A 19,591-nucleotide genomic window follows, 5' to 3' on the forward strand; every position below is an offset into this window, starting at 1 on the left:
AAAAAAATAAAAAACAGCTGCGCAGATTTAATTCTTAAAGCCCGGTTTTAGTTTTAGCGCAATGTGTTTTGATGCGCTTAAATATTTTTAAGATTTCAACACCGCATCCGTGCTGAGTACTTGTGCATATTCACCGTCCAGATTACTCAGCGACATGAGATGGATTTTTTCAGCGCTGCATATTTTTTTGTTTAAATCTAATCGCGCAAAAGTAAAGCACGCATCCGAGACCACAGTGGTGATAAAGCCCAGACAGCCCGCCGACCGTACGGTCGCTTCCACCGAATAATTTGTGCTTACACCTGCCACCACAAGTTCGCGGATTGATTGCGAGCGCAAATACGCTTCTAGGCCAGAGCCGCTAAATGCATCAGTGACATGTTTGTCGGCAACATGTTCATGCGGCAATGGATAAAAACGCGCTTGAAACTCAGCACCGGATTGGCCGGGGCGAAACCCCGACGCTGGGTCTGACGACAGGTGACGCACATGAATAACGGTTTGATTATTGGCGCGCCAAGCGGTTAACAATCTCGCCATGTTGTCCTCGGCCTCTGGGTTGTTGCGTGGCCAACTAGACGCTTGACTCATACAGCGCTGCATATCAATCAACACTAGAGCGCTTTGTTTGTACGATTGCATTAGGCCTATCCTTTGAAAAATGCGAAGCCATAAGCAAGGTGGTCGCAATTTAAAGTTATTTCGATTGTTGCGGCGAGCTCTTTAGAAATTAGTCACCCAAAAAAATAGCATAAACTAGAAAAACTTTTTTTGACAGTCGCAGCGGAGCCGGGAGACGCGGGGTTTTAAGTCCAGCGTTTCTTTTAGTTCGTGACCAATTTTTCTGCTTACAGCGCCCGCAGTGGTGAGCAGAGTTTCTTAACTAAAAAAATCATGGAAACTTATCTGCTCGAATGGGCCAACTTGCTGCTGCGTTGGACCCATGTCATCACTGCGATTGCTTGGATTGGCTCGTCTTTTTATTTTGTTTTTCTAGATTCCAGTTTGACCCCACCGGTAGACGAGGCGCTTAAACAGCAAGGCGTTAGCGGCGAGCTTTGGGCCGTCCATGGCGGGGGCTTTTATCACCCGGTTAAGTTCGCGGTCAAACCGCCGCAACTGCCAGACCATTTGCACTGGTTTTACTGGGAAAGCTATAGCACTTGGTTGACTGGCTTTGCGCTTTTTTCGGCCTCTTATCTTTGGAATGCGTCTACCTATCTGGTTGACCCGGCTTTGGTGCAGTGGTCGTCAGCGCAAGCGATTACTGCTGCGCTGTCATTTTTTGTGTTGTTTTGGCTGGCTTACGATGCGGTGTGTCGCTGGTTTGGTCAAGGCAAAAATGGCGACGCAATTGTGGGTGCTCTGGTTGCTTTATTGCTCGGCTTTGCGACATATCTGGCTTGCCACTTGTTTGCGGGTCGTGCGGCGTTTTTAATCATTGGTGCGATGCTGGGCACGGCGATGAGCGCCAACGTGTTTTTCTGCATTATTCCCGGTCAGCGCAAAATGGTGGCCAGTATTCGTGCAGGTTTGTCGGTCGATCCGATTCATGGCTGGCGCGGCAAGCAGCGCAGCGTGCACAACACTTATTTCACATTGCCGGTTTTATTCGCCATGCTGAGCAATCACTACAGCTTTACCTGGAGTCATCCGCAAAACTGGTTGGTGCTGATTGTGATGATGTTGGCGGGCGCGGCGATTCGCCAATTTTTTGTGCTGCGCCACGGCTATAAGCTTGGCCGTAACCGCCATCCTGCGGCTTATGCGCTGTTTGGTGTGGCACTAACCATTGGCGCGATTGTGTGGATGAAACCAGCGCCTAGGGCTACGGAGATTAGTGCTGCTCCAGCGGCTTTTGTTGGTTACCAACAAGTCGCGCAGGTTCTAGAGCAGCGCTGTTATGCCTGCCACGGCGCGCAACTGCAAATGAAAAATGTGCGCCTCGATTCACCCGCGGAATTAAAACGCCATGCGCTGCAGGTTTATCAGCAAGCCGTGGTTTTGCGTCAAATGCCTATGAATAATGCGACCCAAATAACAGAAGCAGAACGGCAATTAATTGGTCGTTGGTTTGAGTCTGGCGCAAAGGTGGAGTGATGCTAATTTATCGCGTTGGCTTTTAGCATTGGGTTTATGTTTTTTGAAACTGTCCCCGCAAATAATCTACAAACGCTTTGACTCGGCCTGAGAACTGATGGCGCTGCGGATAAACCGCATAAATATCAGCGGGCGGTAAGCGATAGTTCTCCAGCACTTGTACCAGTCGTCCGCTGCGTAAATATTTGGCGATATCCCACTCAGCCCGTAGCAAAATGCCATGGCCATCTAGCGCCCAGTTCACCGCGATTTCGCCATCGTTGGTACTGAGGTTGCCGCGCACTTTAATCGCTTCGCTGCGCTTGCCGCTGCTGAGCCGCCACAAGCCGTAAGCACCATCGCCTTGGCGAATACCAATGCAGTTGTGCCGCATCAAATCAATTGGCGTGCGCGGCGCAGCGTGTTTTAAAAGATAGTTGGGTGCGGCGCAGAGCAAACGTCGGTTAGCGGCCAGTTTGCAGGCAATCACCCGGCTATCTGGTGCTTCACCAAAACGGATACAAACATCAAAGGCGTCTTCGCTAAGCGCTGGCTGATCGACTGAGAGTTGCAATTGCACTTGAACCTCAGGGTTGGCTTTTGCAAATCGTGAAATCAAGGGCGCAATATGGCTTCGGCCAAAGCCTAGCGTGGCATTCACACGCAGCAAGCCCTTGGGCGCGCTGGTGGCCTTAGAGACCAGTTGCTCCATGTCGTCAATCTCGGCAAGTATGCGGCGCGCGTGGCTGAGATAGATTTCACCCTCGGCGGTTAAGCTGGCGCGGCGCGTGGTGCGGCTAAGTAGTTGCACGCCTAAGCGCATTTCCATTTGCGCCAAGCGCTTGCTGACGGCGGCGCTGCTCACACCCAGATCACGCGCCGTGGCGCTCAGGCTGGCGTGGCGCGCCAAGGTGCTGAAAAAAGTCATTTCAGAGGACGCAGCGCTGGATGCTGCCTGCGGCGCAGCAGTCGATTTAAGCGGCATTTTTACTCTCAACTTAAAGTTAATAATGCGCTAACTTTAACGCCATTAAATATTCTTTAAAGCGTTTAAAGTCAATTATCTCAACCGAAATAAATCTCATGAAAACCTACAAAATAGCTTGCATACCCGGCGACGGCATTGGTAAAGAAGTCGTGCCTGCTGGTCAAGCCGTGCTGGAAGCGCTGGCTGCCAGCGAATCCTTTAAGTTGGACTTTTCCAGCTTTGACTGGGGCGGCGACTACTACCGAGCTCACGGAAAAATGATGCCAGACAATGGCTTGGACGCGCTGCGCGGCATGGATGCGATTTTGTTTGGCTCAGCCGGTGACCCGCACATCCCAGATCACATCACGCTGTGGGGTTTGCGTTTAAAAATCTGCCAAGGGTTTGACCAATACGCCAACGTGCGGCCAACCCGCATACTGCCCGGCATTGATGGCCCACTCAAGCGCTGCAAGACCGAAGATTTAGATTGGGTCATAGTGCGCGAAAACTCCGAAGGCGAATACGCCGGTGTCGGCGGACGCGCGCACCAAGGTCATCCGATTGAGGTCGCGACCGACTTATCCGTCATGACCCGCGCCGGTGTCGAGCGCATCATGCGTTATGCCTTCAAACTGGCCCAGTCGCGGTCGCGCAAGCTGCTCACCGTGGTGACCAAATCGAATGCCCAACGCCATGCAATGGTGATGTGGGACGAAATCGCGCTGGAAATTAGCCGCGAGTTTCCCGATGTGACTTGGGATAAAGAATTGGTCGACGCCTGCACCGCCCGCATGGTGAACCGTCCAGCGACCTTAGACACGGTAGTCGCAACCAATTTGCATGCCGATATATTGAGCGATTTAGCCGCCGCTTTAGCCGGCAGTCTGGGCATAGCACCGACTGGCAATATCGATCCAGAACGCCGCTACCCGTCTATGTTTGAGCCGATTCACGGCTCGGCTTTTGACATCATGGGCAAGGGCTTGGCCAACCCAGTGGGCACGTTCTGGAGTTGCGTCATGCTGCTTGAACACTTAGGCGAGCATAGCGCCGCCAAGCGTTTGATGACGGCAATTGAGCAAGTCACTGCAGAGCCCACATTGCATACCCGCGATTTGGGTGGGACTTCAACTACGGCGCAGGTGACGGATGCGGTTTGCGCTAAGTTTGCGCGCGCATAAAAAACTTTTAAAAAAAATAAACGGAGACAAGACATGCCGGCCAAAAATAAATTTGCACTTAAAACCCTGTCCGCTTTTGCGCTAATTGGCCTCTTAAGTTTGGCCGTCAGTTCAGCTCAGGCTCAAGCGTGGCCGGCTAAGCCCATTACTCTGATCGTGCCGTTTCCTGCGGGCGGTACAACCGATGTGTTGGCCCGTGCACTGGGCAAATCGCTGAGCGAAAGCTTGGGTCAGCCGGTGGTGGTTGAGAGCCGTCCCTGTGCGGGAGCCACACTGGGCGCTGACTATGTGGTCAGAGCCAAGCCCGACGGCTACACCTTACTAATGGGCGCAGTGCATCACACGATTGCAACCAGCGTTTATAAAAAGCTTTCCTATGATTTTGAAAAAGATCTCAAACCCGTGACCATGGTGGCGCTGGTGCCTAATGTGCTGGTGGTCAATCCTTCCGTGCCAGCCGTTAACGTGGCGCAGTTGCTGGCGCTGGCAAAAGCGGCACCGGGAAAATACACCTTTGGCTCTAACGGTAATGGTACTGGCCAGCATTTGATAGGCGCGCAGTTCGAACTCATGGGCGGCGTTAAGTTGCTGCATGTGCCGTATAAAGGCAGCGGTCCGTTGACAGTCGATTTGCTCGGTGGCCAGATAGACATGTCGTTTGACACCATCACGCCCGTGCTGTCCCAGATCAAGTCTGGCAAGTTGCGCGCGCTGGCGATCACGACCGACAAACGCTCGCCATCTCTACCCGACGTGCCGACGCTGGACGAGGCCGGTCTAAAGGGCTTTAACCTAGGGACTTGGTTTGGCGTGCTGGCGCCGGTGGCAACACCGCCGGCCATCATTAGCCGACTCAACACGGAGATGGTCAAGATCATTCATTCGGCCGACTTCAAAAAACGCATGGAAGACTTGGGCGCTGTGGCACTGGGTGACACGCCAGAGCAGATGGCGCGGCAAATTCGCGATGACACTGAGCGCTTTGCCAAGCTCGTCAAACAAGCAGGTGTGAGTGTTGACGGTAGCTAAATACGGCGTTATTTAGCTATGTAGTTGAGTGTCGGAAAACAGGTTAATCACCGCCACGCCAGCAATAATCAAAGTCATTCCCAACATGCCGGCTAAGTCTATTTTTTGTCCGTGAATGAAGTAGCTGCTAATACTGATCAGCACAATCCCTAAGCCCGCCCAGATGGCATAGGTCAGGCCGGTGGGCAGTGTTTTCATGGTGATGGTTAAAAAGTAAAGTGCTAGGCCATAGCCGACTATTGTGATGAGGGACGGCACGAGACGGGTAAAACCGTCGCTAGACTTTAGTGCGGTGGTGGCGATAACTTCTGCTGTAATCGCTATACCCAGCGCGAGGTAGACGTTCATGAAATCCTTTGCTTTGTGCTGTTAATTCAAGCGAAATTCTACGCACAGCGGCATGGCCTTTAAATAAGTACACATATGATTGCGTGGTCAATTGAATATTTGATTCAAAGCATCTGCGCAAGGCCAAGGTGGTAGCACCTACGCATGCTATTGCGCTACTCAGTATTGGCTTTGGCCTTAGCCTTTGCTAAAAAGCACTGCACAATCGACATCAAAGAAATTTTCATGACCTCACTTAGCCAATCCAACCAAACCAAGCCAGCCAACCCGCATACCGAGCCGCGACAATTTCTTGAGCAATTGTTTTTAGCCGCCGTCAACCGCGCGCTGCCGCTGGCCAATACAGCTGCTTGTCTGCCAGTGCCGCCCACGCCGCAAAGCGGTGGCCGCACGTTGGTAATTGGTGCGGGCAAGGCAGCCGGTGCTATGGCGCATGCGCTTGAAGCGCTGTGGCCAGCAGATGCGCCGCTCTCGGGTTTAGTCGTCACGCGTTATGCGCACACACCGCCACGGCCTGCGGGTCTGGCAGAGCGTATAGAAATTGTTGAAGCTTCTCACCCTGTGCCCGATGCGGCTGGCGTGAAAGCCGCGCAGCGGATTTTGGCGCTGACTCAGGGTTTGACTGAAAACGATTTGGTGATTTGCTTAATCTCGGGCGGTGGCTCGGCGGTTTTAACGTTGCCTGCTGATGGTTTAACGCTAGAAGACAAGCAGCGCATCAACACCGCCTTGCTTGAATGCGGCGCGAATATTGGCGAGATGAACTGCGTGCGCAAACATCTGTCGGCGATTAAGGGGGGCCGATTGGCGGCAGCTTGTGCGCCAGCGCGCTTGGTGACGTTGACGATTAGCGATGTGCCCGGCGACGACCCCTCAACCATTGCCAGCGGGCCGACTGTGCCAGATGCAACCAGTTGCGCGCAAGCCCTCGCCATTCTTGAGCGCTACGCGATTGAACTGCCGCCCGCGGTATTGGCCGATCTTCAAAGCGGCGCATTAGAAACACCTAAGCCCGGTGACCTGCGTTTCGCCAAGCACCAATTGCACATGATGGCCACGCCGCAACAAAGTTTGGAGGCCGCTGCAAGCTTGGCACGCCAAGCCGGTTTGAAGGCTTATATATTGAGCGATGAGATGGAAGGTGAGTCGCGTGAAGTCGGCAAAGTGCATGCCGCATTGGCGCGCGGCGCGGCCAGCAAAACCGCAGACTTTAAAACTTTCGAGCGACCTTGCGTGATTTTGAGTGGCGGTGAAACCACTGTGACCATACGTCCGCGCCAGCTAGGCGCAGCCAAAGGCAGAGGCGGGCGCGCCGGGGAATTTTGCATGGGTTTGGCGTTGGCGCTACAAGGCCAAGCTGGTGTTTATGCGTTGGCGGCGGATACCGACGGCATAGACGGTGTGGAAGACAACGCGGGTGCTTTTGTCACGCCCGATAGCTTAGTGCGTGCTAGCGCCATGGACATGAAAATCGACAACTACTTAGACCGTAACGATGCTTACGGTTTTTTCTTAAAACTAGGCGACTTGTTGGTGACTGGGCCTACGCATACCAATGTCAATGATTTCAGAGCGCTGCTGATTTTGTAGGTTGGTTAATCGCCAAGCTTTGCATTGATGGCGAACAAAATATTCTCAGCTGTCGCAGGCGCTTTTAATACCACTTGTGCTGCCGCTTTTTTAGTTGCGGCAATCGCATGGCGCAAGGCTTCATAAACTGACACTGCCAACATCAAAGGCGGCTCGCCCGCGGCTTTGCTGCCGAACACATTGTCTTCACGGTTAGCCTCTGGCCAGAGCTCGACTTTGAAGTGTTCGGGAATGTCGCCGACAGTGGGTATTTTGTAAGTGCTAGGCGCGTGGGTGCTGAGCATGCCTTTGTCGTTCCAGACCAATTGCTCTGTGGTCAACCAGCCCATGCCTTGCACAAAGCCGCCTTCGATTTGGCCTCGGTCTATGGCCGGGTTAATGCTGTTTCCCACGTCATGCAAGATATCAACTTTAAGCACGCGAGACTCGCCCGTCAGCACATCTATCGCGACTTCGGTGCAAGCCGCGCCGTAAGCAAAATAATAAAACGGTCTGCCGGTTAAAGTGGTTTTGTCGTAATGGATTTTGGGGGTGCTGTAAAAGCCATCGCTCCACAGTTGTATGCGCTCGGCGTAGGCCAGTTGCACGACCTCGGTAAACGTTCGGCTGCAAACTGGCGAGGTGATGCTGCTGTTTGAAAACTTAACTGCATCGGCCTTGCAGCAATCTAATTTTCCAATTAATTCTGCCAACCGTTCGCGCACGGTGCGCGCAGCATTTTGCGCGGCTCGACCATTGAGGTCGGTGCCAGCCGAAGCAGCAGTGGCGGATGCGTTGGGGATTTTGCTGGTGTCGCTGGCAGTGACCAATACGTTTGAAAATTCCACGCCCAACTCGTCCGCCACAATTTGACCGACCTTGGTGTTCAGGCCTTGGCCCATTTCAGTGCCGCCGTGATTGACTTGCACACTGCCGTCGGTATACACATGCACTAGCGCGCCAGCTTGGTTAAACAGCGTGGCGGTAAACGAAATACCGAATTTAACCGGCGTGATGGCAATGCCGCGTTTGATAAAACAGTGGGCTAAATTCCAAGCTGAAACTTCTTTTAGGCGCTCTATGTAGTTGGCGTTTTCTTCTAGTTTTAGCAGCAGTGGCGCGAGTATGTTGTCCTCGACCTGCATACCGTAGTGGGTGGTGTTGCGTCTAAGTTCTGATGCACCTGTTGGGCTAATTTTTTCCTCACTATAGAGATTGTTTCTGCGCACGGCCAACGCATCTAATCCCAAATGTTGGGCGATATTGCCCATGATGCTTTCAATCACCATCACACCTTGCGGCCCACCAAATCCGCGAAAGGCGGTGTGGCTTTGGTGATGGGTTTTGCAGCGGTAAGAGGCGATGTCTACGTCTTGTAAAAAGTAGGCGTTGTCGCTGTGAAAAATAGCCCGATCTGCGACTGGGCCGGACAGGTCGGCGCTAAAACCGCAGTCCAGCGCCATATTGAGTTTTAAGCCAGTGACGCGGCCGCCGTTGTCAAAGCCGACGCTGTAGTCGCAGGCGATGGGGTGGCGCTTGCCGGTGATTAAAAAATCGTCATCGCGGTCTAGTCTGAGCTTGACTGGACGGCCGGTTTTTTTTGCCGCCAGCGCAGCCCAAACAGCAAGATGTCCGGCCTGTGTTTCCTTGCCGCCAAAGCCGCCGCCCATGCGTCTGCATTCAACCCGTACCGCGTGGTTTGCAATACCCAATGCATGCGCGACCCAGTGCTGGACTTCACCGGGGTGTTGGGTGCTGGACTGAATCAACCATTGGTTTTGCTCTTGCGGTAGCGCGCAGGCGATTTGGCCTTCGAGATAAAAATGCTCTTGGCCACCGACTTCAATCTTGCCGTGCAAAATGTTTTGCGCTGTGCTTAAAGCGGCGTCTGCATTGCCCCGGCTGACAAACACCGGCGGCAGCACATAAGACTTTTGCGCCAGCGCGTCTTCAATACTGAGTATGGCCGGCAGTGCTTCAATCGTGCAGACAACTTTGCGTGCGGCATGCCGGGCTTTTATGACACTGTCGGCCACCACAATACCGACGACTTGGCCGGCGTGCTCAACAAAGTCGAGCGCAAATATCGGCTCATCATGCGCAAAGCTCGCCAACAGTTTGTTGCCGTCGGCGTTGGCTGCTATATCTCGCGCAAAAATGGCGGCGTGCACGCCGGGCATTAGCAAGGCTTGGCTCGCATCTATATCGATTAACCGGCCGTGCGCTACGCCAGCCAATACCGGCGCTGCATAGAGCATGCCGCGCGGCTCGACGATGTCGTCTACATAGTGGGCCGTGCCGCAGACTTGGGCGCGCGCGCTTTCGTGAAATTTACTTTTGCCGGAGGCGCTGTGGTCTGTTGTTTGCGCCGACTCAGTGTGGTTTAACGCCGTCGGTTTTAGCATGTGTGTTCTCCTGGCTGCAGCGTTGCCAGACTGACGATTTGTTGGCCTTGGCTTTGTAGCCAATAGCGGGTGAGTAAATTACCCAATACCGTGACGCGGTAGTGGCTTGACGCGCGCATGTCGGAGATTGGCGTGAACTCTTGGCGCAGTACGTTTGCAGCCGCGTCAATACTGGCTTCGCACCATGTCTTGCCAATCAAAGCAGCTTCGGTTTTGACCGCCCGAACGGGGGTTGCTGCTACGCCGCCAACACCAATCGATGCGCTGCTAATCATGCCGTTTTCAATGTGTAGATTAATCGCCAAACATACGGCTGAAATATCGTCGTCTTGGCGTTTGGAGATTTTGTAGACCTGCAGATAGTCAATCGCTGCGGGCTTGGGCACCTTTATCGCGGCTAATATTTCGTCTTTTGCCATGCAGTTTTTGCGGTAGCCGGTGTAGAGGTTTTCTAGCGGCATTTCGCGCTGGCCACGCACGCTCATGAGGACGACGTTGGCGCGCAGTGCAATCAGTAGCGGCATGCTGTCGCCAATCGGTGAGCCATTGGCCACATTGCCGCCCAGTGTTCCTGAATTTCTCACCGGCAACCCGGCAAAGCGCACGGCAAATTCGTGCAGTTGAGGCCTCTGTTCAATCAAGGCGGCAAAGGCTTGTTCTAGCGGTACGGCTGCGCCTATGCATGTGTAGTTTTTCTCGTCTTGAATTTGCAAAAGTTCTGTGGCGCGGGTGACGTCCAACATGCGCGCAAACTGCTGATGGCCTTTCGTAATCCATAGACCTACATCGGTGGCGCCGGCTACCAGCTGGGCTTCTGGGTGCAGGCTTTTTTCGCGGAGTAGGGCGCTGAGTGTGCGCGGCGCTTGGTAGGCCGCATCAATTCGCTCGTCGTCGTTTTCTTCTACGTTTTTTACGTTCGCCAGTTGCGCGAGTTGCGCGAGTTGCGCCACTATTGCCGCTTCATTGAGCGGAGTCGATGGCAAACAGTGCATTTGCTGCGCCGCTTCAAGTATCGGTTTGTAGCCGGTGCAACGGCATAAATTGCCAGAGAGTTGCTGCTGCGCCAGCGCCCGAGAAATCGGCTCACCTTTGGCTTCATGGTGCATGGCATACAGACTCATGACAAAGCCCGGTGTGCAAAAGCCGCACTGGCTGGCGTGGCATTCCAGCATGGCTTGTTGAGCCGGGTGTAATTGTTCTGGGCTGGCCGCAATGTCCTCGACTGTCCACAGTGCCATGCCGTCAATCGAATGCGCCAAGCGTATGCAGCTGTTGATGGCGCGCAGTTTGAGCGTTCCGGTTTGCGGCTCTGCTTGGCCCAACACGACAGTGCAAGCGCCGCAGTCGCCTTCGCCGCAACCCTCCTTAGTGCCGCTGCACCCTAAGTCACCGCGCAGCAACTCTAGCAAGGTGGTTGTGGGTGGTACATTGCTTAAGACCACTACTTGGCCGCGATGGATAAACCGTATCGGGCTGGTGCAAGCGGGATGGGACGATTGACTTGAAGATTGGATTGGCATGCTGGACATAGTCAATAGATTAAATCACCCGTGCTGTGCGCGGCATATCAAACCGCGTATTTAATGCATGGATAAAAAAGTATGAAAGAGCAGGCGCTTTTCGACAAGATAGATCTTCATCTCATCAGGGTCTTAAATACCGTGCTCACAGAACGCAGCGTATCGCGCGCCGCCATCCGCCTTGGAATGTATCAACCAGCCGTTAGCGCTGCGCTCAAGCGCCTGCGTGCGCTGGCGGGTGACCCTATCTTGGTGCGCTCTGGCGCTGGCATGGTGGCCACCGATGCGGGACTGCGCATGATTGAGCCATCGGCGAGCATATTGCGCGCCGCCGGCATGTTGTTTAGCGACGCCAGAGGCTTTAACCCCGCAACCGCTAGCGCGACGTTTCGCCTGGCTGCCAGCGACTACATTGACCCACTGTTTTTGCCCCAGTTAGTTGCCAGTATCAAAACCCAAGCACCTAACTGTTTGATTGAAATTCATGCGCTGTCGGCTCAGGCTGATTACTACGCCCAACTCGCGCAGGGTGAGATTGATGTGGTGATTGGTAACTGGGCTGCACCGCCGCAGGATTTGCACTTGGGTCGTTTGTTCGGCGACGAGGTCGTGTGTTTGGTCAGTCAAGACCATCCGGCACTGCGCCGTGGCTGGGACGGCCAGAGCTGGCTGCAGTCTGAGCATATCGCGCCCACGCCCACCCATCCGGGTGCCAAAGGCGTCATCGATGAGCATCTGGCCAGTATCGGACTGGCGCGCAATATCACCGTGCGTTGCCCGCATTTTGGACTGATGCCTTCCATGGTGGCATCAAGCTTGCTGGTGATGACAACTGGTCGGCAGTATTGCGAGCGTTATGTCGATTTGCTGCCGCTTAAAATACTGCCCAGCCCGATAGAATTTCCCCGCATGATGTACTACCAACTTTGGCACGAACGCACACATGCCTCGAATGCCGCTAGGTGGTTGCGCGAACGAATCAAAAGCGTTGCGACTGGGCTGCGTAGTTAGTTCGTTGTCAATCTGCCTTGAATGCCTATTTAGTTGCCCCCCGTTAATTGCAAACCCAGACTTTTAAAATGAAGACCGATAAAAATTTCAGTACGGCGGCATGAGCTCTAGCGCCACACTACCGCGTCTAGCGCTTGCTGGCGTCAGCAAATCCTACCCAGGCGTTAAAGCCAATGCCGATATTGCCTTGAGCGTTTTGCCAGGCCAAATCCATGCGGTGCTGGGCGAGAACGGCGCCGGCAAATCCACGCTGATGAAAATTATTTATGGCGCTGTGCGTATGGACGCTGGCTCCATCGTCATGGATGGACAAGAAGTCCAAGTGCACAGCCCGCAGCAAGCGCGTGCGCTGGGCATTAGCATGGTGTTTCAGCACTTTAGTTTGTTTGAAACGTTGACCGTGGCCGAGAACGTTTGGTTGGGTCTGGATAAAAGCCAGTCGCTGGCCCAAGTCAGTGCGCGCATTTTGCAAACTGCAAAAGCCTATGGCCTAGCGCTTGAACCGCTGCGGCCGGTGCACACTTTAAGCGTTGGTGAGCGCCAGCGCGTCGAGATAGTACGTGCACTTATGACTGCACCCAAACTTTTGATTCTGGATGAACCGACTTCGGTGTTAACCCCGCAGGCAGTGGAAAAACTCTTTGTCACCCTGCGTCGTCTGGCCGCTGAAGGCTGCAGCATTCTCTACATCAGTCACAAGCTGCATGAGATTCGCGCGCTATGCAGTGCTTGCACCGTGCTGCGCGGCGGCCGGGTCAGCGGAGTTTGTGATCCACGCCAAGAAACCAATGCTTCACTAAGTCGCCTGATGACGGGCAGTGAGCCAACTGCCCTAGAGCGCCGCGAGTGTGTGCCCGGCGCGCTTGTCTTGGAGGTGCGTCAGCTCGACTTAAGCAGCACCGAGCAGTTTGGCTGCGACTTAGAGCAGATCGCGCTGACCGTGCGCGCCGGTGAGGTGGTGGGTATCGCGGGTGTTTCGGGCAATGGTCAAAAGGAATTGCTCTACGCCTTGTCCGGCGAAGATACGCGCGCTGCGACTCACTCTATCTCAATAAAAGGCCAAGCCGCTGCTCAGCTCAAGCCTGCGCAGCGCCGCGCACTAGGCCTGCATTTTGTGCCTGAAGAAAGACTAGGACGCGGCGCTGTTCCGGCTTTGTCCTTGGCGCGCAATTTGCTTCTCACGCGGAGTGAATCCGTGGGCAAGTCTGGCTGGCTTAACAGCGCCGCGCTCAAAGCCCAGGCCGCCTCCATCATTTCCCGTTATCAGGTCAAGGCTGGTGGGCCAGAGGCCGAGGCCAAGTCGCTTTCTGGCGGCAACTTGCAAAAATTCATCATGGGCCGCGAGATAGACGCTAAGCCAGAGCTGCTCATAGTCTCTCAGCCAACCTGGGGTGTGGATGTGGGTGCTTCTGCGCAGATACGCGGCGAGTTACTAAAACTCGCCTCCCAAGGCTGTGCGGTGTTGGTGGTCAGTGAAGAGCTCGATGAATTGTTTGAAGTGTGTGATCGCCTGTATGTGATGGCCAAGGGCCGGCTCTCGCCGTCTTTGCCGCGCCAGCAGGCCACGCTTGAATTGGTCGGTCAGTGGATGAGTGGACTTTGGGGTGAGGCCAACAACAACGACAACGGCAGCGACAACATTGATCAAAAAAATACTGAAACCGGAGCCGGCGCATGATGGCCCTGAAACTTGAGTCTCGGCCACAGCCGTCAAAATTTTGGACTTACGCCTCGCCAGTGCTGGCGCTGTTAGTCACTGTGCTGATTGGTGTTTTGCTTTTTATGGCGCTGGGTAAAGACCCCGTCAAAGGCTTGCAGGTATTTTTCTGGGCACCGATTTCTTCGGTTTATGCCTTGGGTGAGCTGCTGGTTAAGGCGACGCCACTGCTGATTATTGCTTTGGGGCTGGCGGTGTGCTTTCGTGCCAATGTCTGGAATATTGGTGCTGAGGGCCAGTTTGTCATGGGCGCGGTGGCCGCTGGTGGCGTGGCCTTGCTGGCGGATAAAACCACTGGCGTGTGGATAATTCCTGCGATTTTGCTCGCTGGCGTGCTGGGCGGTATGGCTTGGGCAGGCATCACGGCTTGGCTGCGCGACAGCTTTAATGCGAATGAAATTTTGGTCAGTTTGATGCTGGTGTACGTCGCCGACATGGTGTTGAGTTATTTGGTTTTTGGTCCTTGGAAAGACCCCAATGGCTACAACTTTCCGCAAAGTAAAACCTTTGAGGCCGTCACCCAGATGCCGCGTTTAATGCAAGGCTCACGCGTGACGATTGGTATTTTGCTGGCCTTAGTCGGCGTGGCTGCGCTGTGGTTTTATCTCTACCGCACCTTTGCCGGCTTTCGTCAAGAAGTCTCTGGTCAAGCACCGGCGGCGGCGCGCTATGCCGGCTTTTCATCGCGCCGTGCGCTTTGGGTGGCGCTGCTGGTATCCGGCGGTGCAGCTGGCCTAGCCGGTGCGCTAGAAGTCGCTGGCCCTATCGGTCAGCTCACCACCTATGTACCGGCGGGCTATGGTTTTGCCGCCATCATCGTGGCTTTTGTCGGCCGACTGCATCCGGTGGGAATTGTGTTTTCAGCGCTGCTCATGAGCATGTTTTATATCGGCGGCGAGCTGGCTCAGTCGCGGCTGGGTTTGCCCAAATCGCTCACTGGCGTGTTCCAAGGGCTGCTGCTTTTTAACCTGCTGGCTTGCGACACCTTAATGCTTTATCGCTTGCGCTTTGTACGTTCTGTGCGGCCAGTGCCGCCTGCAGCCGCTTTGCCGGGAGGACTTTGAGATGGATGCCATTGCATTGTTAATTGCCGCCACTTTAAGCGCCGGCACGATTTTGGCGATTGCCGCCTTAGGCCTTTTGATTAATGAAAAATCCGGCGTCGTCAACTTAGGCGCTGAGGGCATGATGCTGTGCGCCGCCATCGCTGGTTTTGCCACTGTTGTGCATACTGGCAATAGCTGGCTGGGCTTTGCAGCGGGCATGGCAGCCGGGGCTTTTTTAGCCGGTCTTTTTGGTTTGTTGGTGATTTGGCTCAACACCAATCAGTACGCGACGGGATTGGCGCTGAGTCTTTTTGGCGCTGGCTTTTCGGCCTTTGTGGGTGTTGGCTATGTGCAGGAAAAGCTGCCCGAGCAAACCCGCCACGCAATTCCGTTTTTGGCCGATATTCCTTTTGTCGGGCCAGCGCTGTTTCGCCAGCACCCCATGGTCTACATCGCCATAGGGCTGGCGCTGGGCTTGATTTGGTTCTTATACCGCACCCGCGCCGGTCTGGTGCTGCGCTCTGTGGGAGAGAATCCCGAAGCTGCGCATGCGCTGGGTTATCCGGTACGGCGCATCCGTTTAGCCGCCGTCATTGCCGGTGGCGCGCTGTGCGGACTGGCCGGCGCTTATGTGTCTGTGGTCTACACGCCGCTGTGGGTTGAAGGCATGATTGCGGGCAAGGGTTGGATTGCGTTGGCACTGACGACTTTTGCGACTTGGCGGCCGGCTCGCGTACTTTTCGGTGCCTATCTTTTTGGCGGTGTGACCATGTTGCAGTTTCACTTGCAAAGTTTGGGCGTGAATGTGGCGCCTCAATTTTTGAGCATGCTACCCTATCTCTCGACCATAGTGGTGCTGGCGTTAATATCGCGCAACCCGATGTGGATACGGGTGAATATGCCGGGCTCTATTGGCAAGCCTTTTTATCCTGGCGCCTAAGTATTTTTCCTCGTTGTTAATTGTTTTGATCCCTTGTTATCTTGTTTTTAAACCTTTCGAAAGCTAAAAAAAATGACTGACCTGAAAAAGCGTTTAATGCTGCAACTGGTGGCAATGTCCGCTATTGCCGGCACAGCCCTTGTGGGTTGCGGCAAAAAAGAAGAGCCTGTTGCTGCTGCACCTGCGCCGGTCGCCGCCGTTTCGGCGCCAGCACCGGCTAAGCCAGAGCCACTCAAAGTCGCTTTTGCCTATGTCGGCCCAGTCGGCGACGGCGGATGGACCTTCGCGCACGACAACGGCCGCAAAGCGGTTGAAGCCGCTTATGGCGATAAAGTTGTCACCAGCTTTGTCGAAAAAGTGCCAGAGTCAGCTGATGCCGAGCGGGTTATCCGCGACATGGCTGGCCAAGGCAACAAGCTAATTTTTGGGACGACCTTTGGCTATATGGAGCCCATGCTGAAGATTGCGGCCGATACCAAAGGCGTGATGTTTGAGCACGCGACCGGCTACAAGACTGCCGACAATATGCGTACTTACGATAGCCGCACTTACGAAGGTGCTTACATGGCTGGCGTGATCGCAGGCAAGATGAGTAAGACTGGCACGCTTGGCGTGGTCGGCTCAGTGCCGATTCCAGAAGTCGTGCGCAATATCAACAGCTTCACGCTGGGCGCGCAATCGGTTAACCCCAAAATTAAAACCCGCGTGGTTTGGGTCAATGAGTGGTTTAACCCACCAAAAGAGACGGAAGCCGCGACTGCTTTGATCAACGGCGGCGCCGATGTTTTATTCCAAAACACCGACTCATCCGCAGTTTTGCAGACCGCTGAAAAAATGGGCAAGCGCGCGTTTGGTTGGGATTCCGATATGACTGCTTACGGTCCTAAAGCCCACTTGGCATCGGCTGTGATTAACTGGGGTCCTTACTACGTCAAATCCGTTGGCGAAGCTTTAGACGGCAAGTGGAAGGGCGGCACCAGCGCTTGGTGGGGCGTGAAAGAAGGCGCGATCGATTTGGTATCTATCGCCGCTGACGTGCCGGACGACACGAAAAAGCGCATCGATGAAGTCAAAGCCGGCCTGAAAGATGGCAGCTTCGCTATCTGGAAAGGCCCCATCATGGACAACACCGGTAAAGTACTGATTGCTAAAGACACGGTTGCTGACGACAAATTCTTGGGCGGCTTAAAGAGCTACGTCAAAGGCGTTGAAGGCAAAGTGCCCGGTAACTGATAAGCCAACTGCACAAATCCCGGATGGGCATGAGCCCGTCCCCCGGCTGCTTCGCGATGACAAGATTGCGTGGCAGCCTTTTTTATTGAAGTGAAAAATGATTTTAAATACCCACCCAGCGGCAAAAAATATCTCGCAGCAACGCCTGCCAGAATTGCTAAAGACTATGCCAAAGGCTGAGTTGCATATTCACATCGAAGGCTCATTAGAGCCTGAGCTGATTTTTGCACTCGCCAAACGCAACGGCGTAGCACTGGCTTATGCAGATGTTGAGGCCTTGCGCCGCGCCTATGCGTTTACTGATTTGCAAAGCTTTTTAGATATCTACTATGCCGGCGCTAGCGTGCTGCTAAAAGAAGAAGATTTCTACGACATGGCCAGCGCTTATTTTGTCAAAGCGGCCGAAGACAACGTGGTTCATGCTGAATTATTTTTTGACCCGCAAACCCATACCGCGCGTGGCGTCGCTATGCAAACCGTGATTGATGGTCTGCACCGCGCCTGCGTTGATGCGCAGAAAATACATGGCATTAGCGCCTCGTTAATTCTGTGCTTTTTACGTCATTTGAGCGAGGAAGATGCACTGGTTTGTCTCGAGCAAGCCTTGCCGTTTAGGGATAAGTTAGTCGGCATAGGTCTGGATTCTGGCGAGCTAGGAAATCCACCCGAAAAATTTGAGCGCGTGTTTGCGCGCTGTGCGCAATTGGGTTTGCGTTTGGTAGCGCACGCTGGCGAAGAAGGCCCGCCTGCCTATATTTGGGCTGCCTTAGATGTGCTCAAAGTCGAACGCATAGACCACGGCGTACAAGCGATTAAAGACCCCGCGTTGATGCAGCGCTTAGCCGAGCAGCGTACCGCTTTGACGGTCTGCCCGCTATCGAACCTAAAGCTTTGCGTATTCCCAGATCTGGCCAGCCACAACCTGCGCGAATTGTTAGATACCGGTTTGATGGCCACTATCAATTCGGACGACCCGGCTTATTTCGGCGGCTATATGAACGACAACTTTGTGCAGACTTTCGCCGCTACCGGTATGCATGCCGGTCATGCGTATAGCTTGGCGCGCAATAGTTTCGAAGCTAGCTTTATTGATGACGCGGCGAAGTTGAAATTTGTGGCCAGCTTAGACCAATGCTTTGCCAACTTTGATACCGCTGGCGTGAATTGACAAAAGGTCTTGCCAATTCCTAGACTTTATTTAGCAACCAGTAGCGCTTGAACTGGTTGCAAATCGAGCTCAGTCAAACTGCCATTGGCTTGACGCAAACGCAAGCCGCCTAGCAGCACGTTATAGCGAGCCTGAGCCAAGTCGCGCTTGGTTTGAAACAGCTGGCTTTGCGAGTTGAGTACGTCGATATTGATGCGTACGCCGACTTGGTAACCAAGCTTGTTGGCGTCTAGTGCGCTTTGGCTAGAAAGCTCTGCTGCTTCTAGCGCTTTGACTTGGCCTAGGTTAGATACCACACCGTAAAACGCCGTGCGTGTGGCTTGGGCTACGCTGCGGCGTGCGCCTTCTAAATCGCTTTGTGATTTGTCTCTGAGGAACAAGGTTTCGCGAATCCGGTTTTCGACTGAAAAACCAGAAAAAATCGGCACGTTTAGCAACAAGCCTACTGTGCCGGTATTGGTGCGATACGCCAGCGCTGAGGTGGTGGCTGTGCCAGATGGGTTACGAGCAACGTTGTAACTCGCGTTCAAATCTAGCGTGGGTTTGTGACCGGCTTGGGCTTTTTGGATTTCAAGCTCGGCGACTTCAAGCCCATTTTTGGCTTGACGTATCAAGGGGTGTAAGGCTTCTGCTTGATCGACCAAACTGTTGGGATCGGCCGGCAGTATCGAAGGCAGTATGGTTGGCGTTGCCAGTGCCAAGGGTTGGGTTCCCGTTCGGCCTACGAGTTGATCGAGCGCGATTTTTTTAATCCGTAAATCATTGTCTGCGGCTATTTCTTGCGCCACGACCAAATCGAAGCGGGCTTGTGCTTCGCGGGTGTCGGTAATCGTGGCGGTGCCGACTTCGAAGTTACGTTTGGCTGAAGCCAGTTGCTCGGAGACGGCGCTTTTCTGGGCCAGCACAAAGGTCAAAGTGTCTTGCGCGGCGAGCACATCAAAGTAGCTTTGGCTGGCGCGCAGGATTAAATCTTGCTCTGCCGCATCGAGCTGCGCTCTGGCTTGCGCCACTTGCGGCTGGCTTTGCAAATAACTGGCCCAATTGGCTGGTCGGTAAAGCGGCTGGCTGGCGGTGAGGCCTAGACTTTGGTTGCTAAAGCTGCGCTCTATGACGGGTGCGCTATTTTCAAAACGGCTAGCGCTAGCACCCAGCGATAGACCGGCGCTGGGCAGCAAACCGGCCCTAGTCTGGTCGGCTTTTGCAACGGTGGCGTCGTACTGCAATCTAGCTGACTGGTAGCTGGCATCGAATGCACGCGCCGCCGTGTAAAGCTCACCCAAGCTTTGGGCCTTAGCCGTCAGACAGGAAACGAGTAGCAGGCCAGCAATAGCCAGTGGCATTGGTGATTTGTCTTGCAGGTTCATAGTCGTTGGCT

At 54.1% G+C, this 19,591-nt stretch carries 16 protein-coding genes; 10 read left to right on the forward strand and 6 right to left on the reverse strand.

From position 1 onward, the window contains the following. Nucleotides 1–87 precede the first annotated feature (87 nt). Nucleotides 88–642, reverse strand: a complete 555-nt coding sequence (locus tag HC248_RS03655; RefSeq protein WP_168921317.1) for a cysteine hydrolase family protein — start codon at nucleotides 640–642, stop codon at nucleotides 88–90. Nucleotides 643–894: 252 nt separating this feature from the next. On the opposite strand from HC248_RS03655, the gene HC248_RS03660 reads away from it, so the two are divergent. Then, nucleotides 895–2,100 (forward strand): urate hydroxylase PuuD, encoded by a 1,206-nt coding sequence (locus tag HC248_RS03660; RefSeq protein ID WP_168921318.1) that lies wholly within the window; start codon nucleotides 895–897, stop codon nucleotides 2,098–2,100. A gap of 34 nt (nucleotides 2,101–2,134) precedes the next feature. On the opposite strand, the gene HC248_RS03665 is transcribed toward HC248_RS03660, so the two are convergent. Next, entirely contained in the window at nucleotides 2,135–3,064 is a 930-nt protein-coding gene (locus HC248_RS03665) for a LysR substrate-binding domain-containing protein (protein WP_168921319.1), read from the reverse strand. Between the two features lie 98 nt (nucleotides 3,065–3,162). Here HC248_RS03665 and HC248_RS03670 point away from each other — a divergent pair, with 98 nt between their 5' ends. Together HC248_RS03670 and HC248_RS03675 are read left to right on the forward strand one after the other, a co-directional pair. Next, entirely contained in the window at nucleotides 3,163–4,230 is a 1,068-nt protein-coding gene (locus HC248_RS03670) for a tartrate dehydrogenase (protein ID WP_168921320.1), read from the forward strand. A 33-nt stretch (nucleotides 4,231–4,263) separates the two neighbouring features. After that, the gene (locus HC248_RS03675; RefSeq protein WP_168921321.1) at nucleotides 4,264–5,259 is read left to right on the forward strand and encodes a Bug family tripartite tricarboxylate transporter substrate binding protein; all 996 of its coding nucleotides are present in this window, start codon (nucleotides 4,264–4,266) and stop codon (nucleotides 5,257–5,259) included. Between the two features lie 12 nt (nucleotides 5,260–5,271). On the opposite strand, the gene HC248_RS03680 is transcribed toward HC248_RS03675, so the two are convergent. Beyond that, nucleotides 5,272–5,607, reverse strand: a complete 336-nt coding sequence (locus HC248_RS03680) for a DMT family transporter (RefSeq protein WP_168921322.1) — start codon at nucleotides 5,605–5,607, stop codon at nucleotides 5,272–5,274. Nucleotides 5,608–5,832: 225 nt separating this feature from the next. Here HC248_RS03680 and HC248_RS03685 point away from each other — a divergent pair, with 225 nt between their 5' ends. Then, a complete protein-coding gene (locus HC248_RS03685; RefSeq protein ID WP_168921323.1) occupies nucleotides 5,833–7,197 on the forward strand; it encodes a glycerate kinase type-2 family protein in 1,365 nt (454 codons plus the stop codon). Between the two features lie 5 nt (nucleotides 7,198–7,202). On the opposite strand, the gene xdhB is transcribed toward HC248_RS03685, so the two are convergent. Next, complete coding sequence (gene xdhB / locus HC248_RS03690; protein ID WP_168921324.1) at nucleotides 7,203–9,581, reverse strand: xanthine dehydrogenase molybdopterin binding subunit; 2,379 nt, start codon at nucleotides 9,579–9,581, stop codon at nucleotides 7,203–7,205. Beyond that, on the reverse strand, nucleotides 9,575–11,101 hold the full coding sequence (gene xdhA / locus HC248_RS03695) for a xanthine dehydrogenase small subunit (RefSeq protein ID WP_168921325.1): 1,527 nt from the start codon (nucleotides 11,099–11,101) through the stop codon (nucleotides 9,575–9,577). Before xdhA ends, xdhB begins: the two co-directional genes overlap by 7 nt. 81 nt (nucleotides 11,102–11,182) lie before the next feature. On the opposite strand from xdhA, the gene HC248_RS03700 reads away from it, so the two are divergent. From HC248_RS03700 to HC248_RS03725, 6 genes are all read left to right on the forward strand, one after another. Further along, on the forward strand, nucleotides 11,183–12,112 hold the full coding sequence (locus tag HC248_RS03700; protein ID WP_168921326.1) for a LysR family transcriptional regulator: 930 nt from the start codon (nucleotides 11,183–11,185) through the stop codon (nucleotides 12,110–12,112). A gap of 100 nt (nucleotides 12,113–12,212) precedes the next feature. Beyond that, nucleotides 12,213–13,790: an ABC transporter ATP-binding protein gene (locus HC248_RS03705; RefSeq protein ID WP_168921327.1), complete on the forward strand. Its 1,578-nt coding sequence runs from the start codon at nucleotides 12,213–12,215 to the stop codon at nucleotides 13,788–13,790. Then, complete coding sequence (locus tag HC248_RS03710; protein ID WP_168923650.1) at nucleotides 13,790–14,893, forward strand: ABC transporter permease; 1,104 nt, start codon at nucleotides 13,790–13,792, stop codon at nucleotides 14,891–14,893. The genes HC248_RS03705 and HC248_RS03710 overlap by 1 nt, the downstream gene beginning before the upstream one ends. Nucleotide 14,894: 1 nt before the next feature. Continuing rightward, nucleotides 14,895–15,815: an ABC transporter permease gene (locus HC248_RS03715; RefSeq protein ID WP_168921328.1), complete on the forward strand. Its 921-nt coding sequence runs from the start codon at nucleotides 14,895–14,897 to the stop codon at nucleotides 15,813–15,815. Nucleotides 15,816–15,887: 72 nt separating this feature from the next. Further along, nucleotides 15,888–17,048: a BMP family ABC transporter substrate-binding protein gene (locus HC248_RS03720; protein WP_168921329.1), complete on the forward strand. Its 1,161-nt coding sequence runs from the start codon at nucleotides 15,888–15,890 to the stop codon at nucleotides 17,046–17,048. Nucleotides 17,049–17,145: 97 nt separating this feature from the next. Next, nucleotides 17,146–18,216, forward strand: coding sequence for an adenosine deaminase (locus tag HC248_RS03725; RefSeq protein ID WP_168921330.1), 1,071 nt, complete (start codon nucleotides 17,146–17,148; stop codon nucleotides 18,214–18,216). A 26-nt stretch (nucleotides 18,217–18,242) separates the two neighbouring features. On the opposite strand, the gene HC248_RS03730 is transcribed toward HC248_RS03725, so the two are convergent. After that, on the reverse strand, nucleotides 18,243–19,580 hold the full coding sequence (locus HC248_RS03730) for a TolC family outer membrane protein (RefSeq protein ID WP_168921331.1): 1,338 nt from the start codon (nucleotides 19,578–19,580) through the stop codon (nucleotides 18,243–18,245). Between the last annotated feature and the right edge of the window lie 11 nt (nucleotides 19,581–19,591).

This window comes from Polaromonas vacuolata, assembly GCF_012584515.1.
Taxonomy (GTDB): Bacteria; Pseudomonadota; Gammaproteobacteria; order Burkholderiales; family Burkholderiaceae_C; genus Polaromonas; species Polaromonas vacuolata.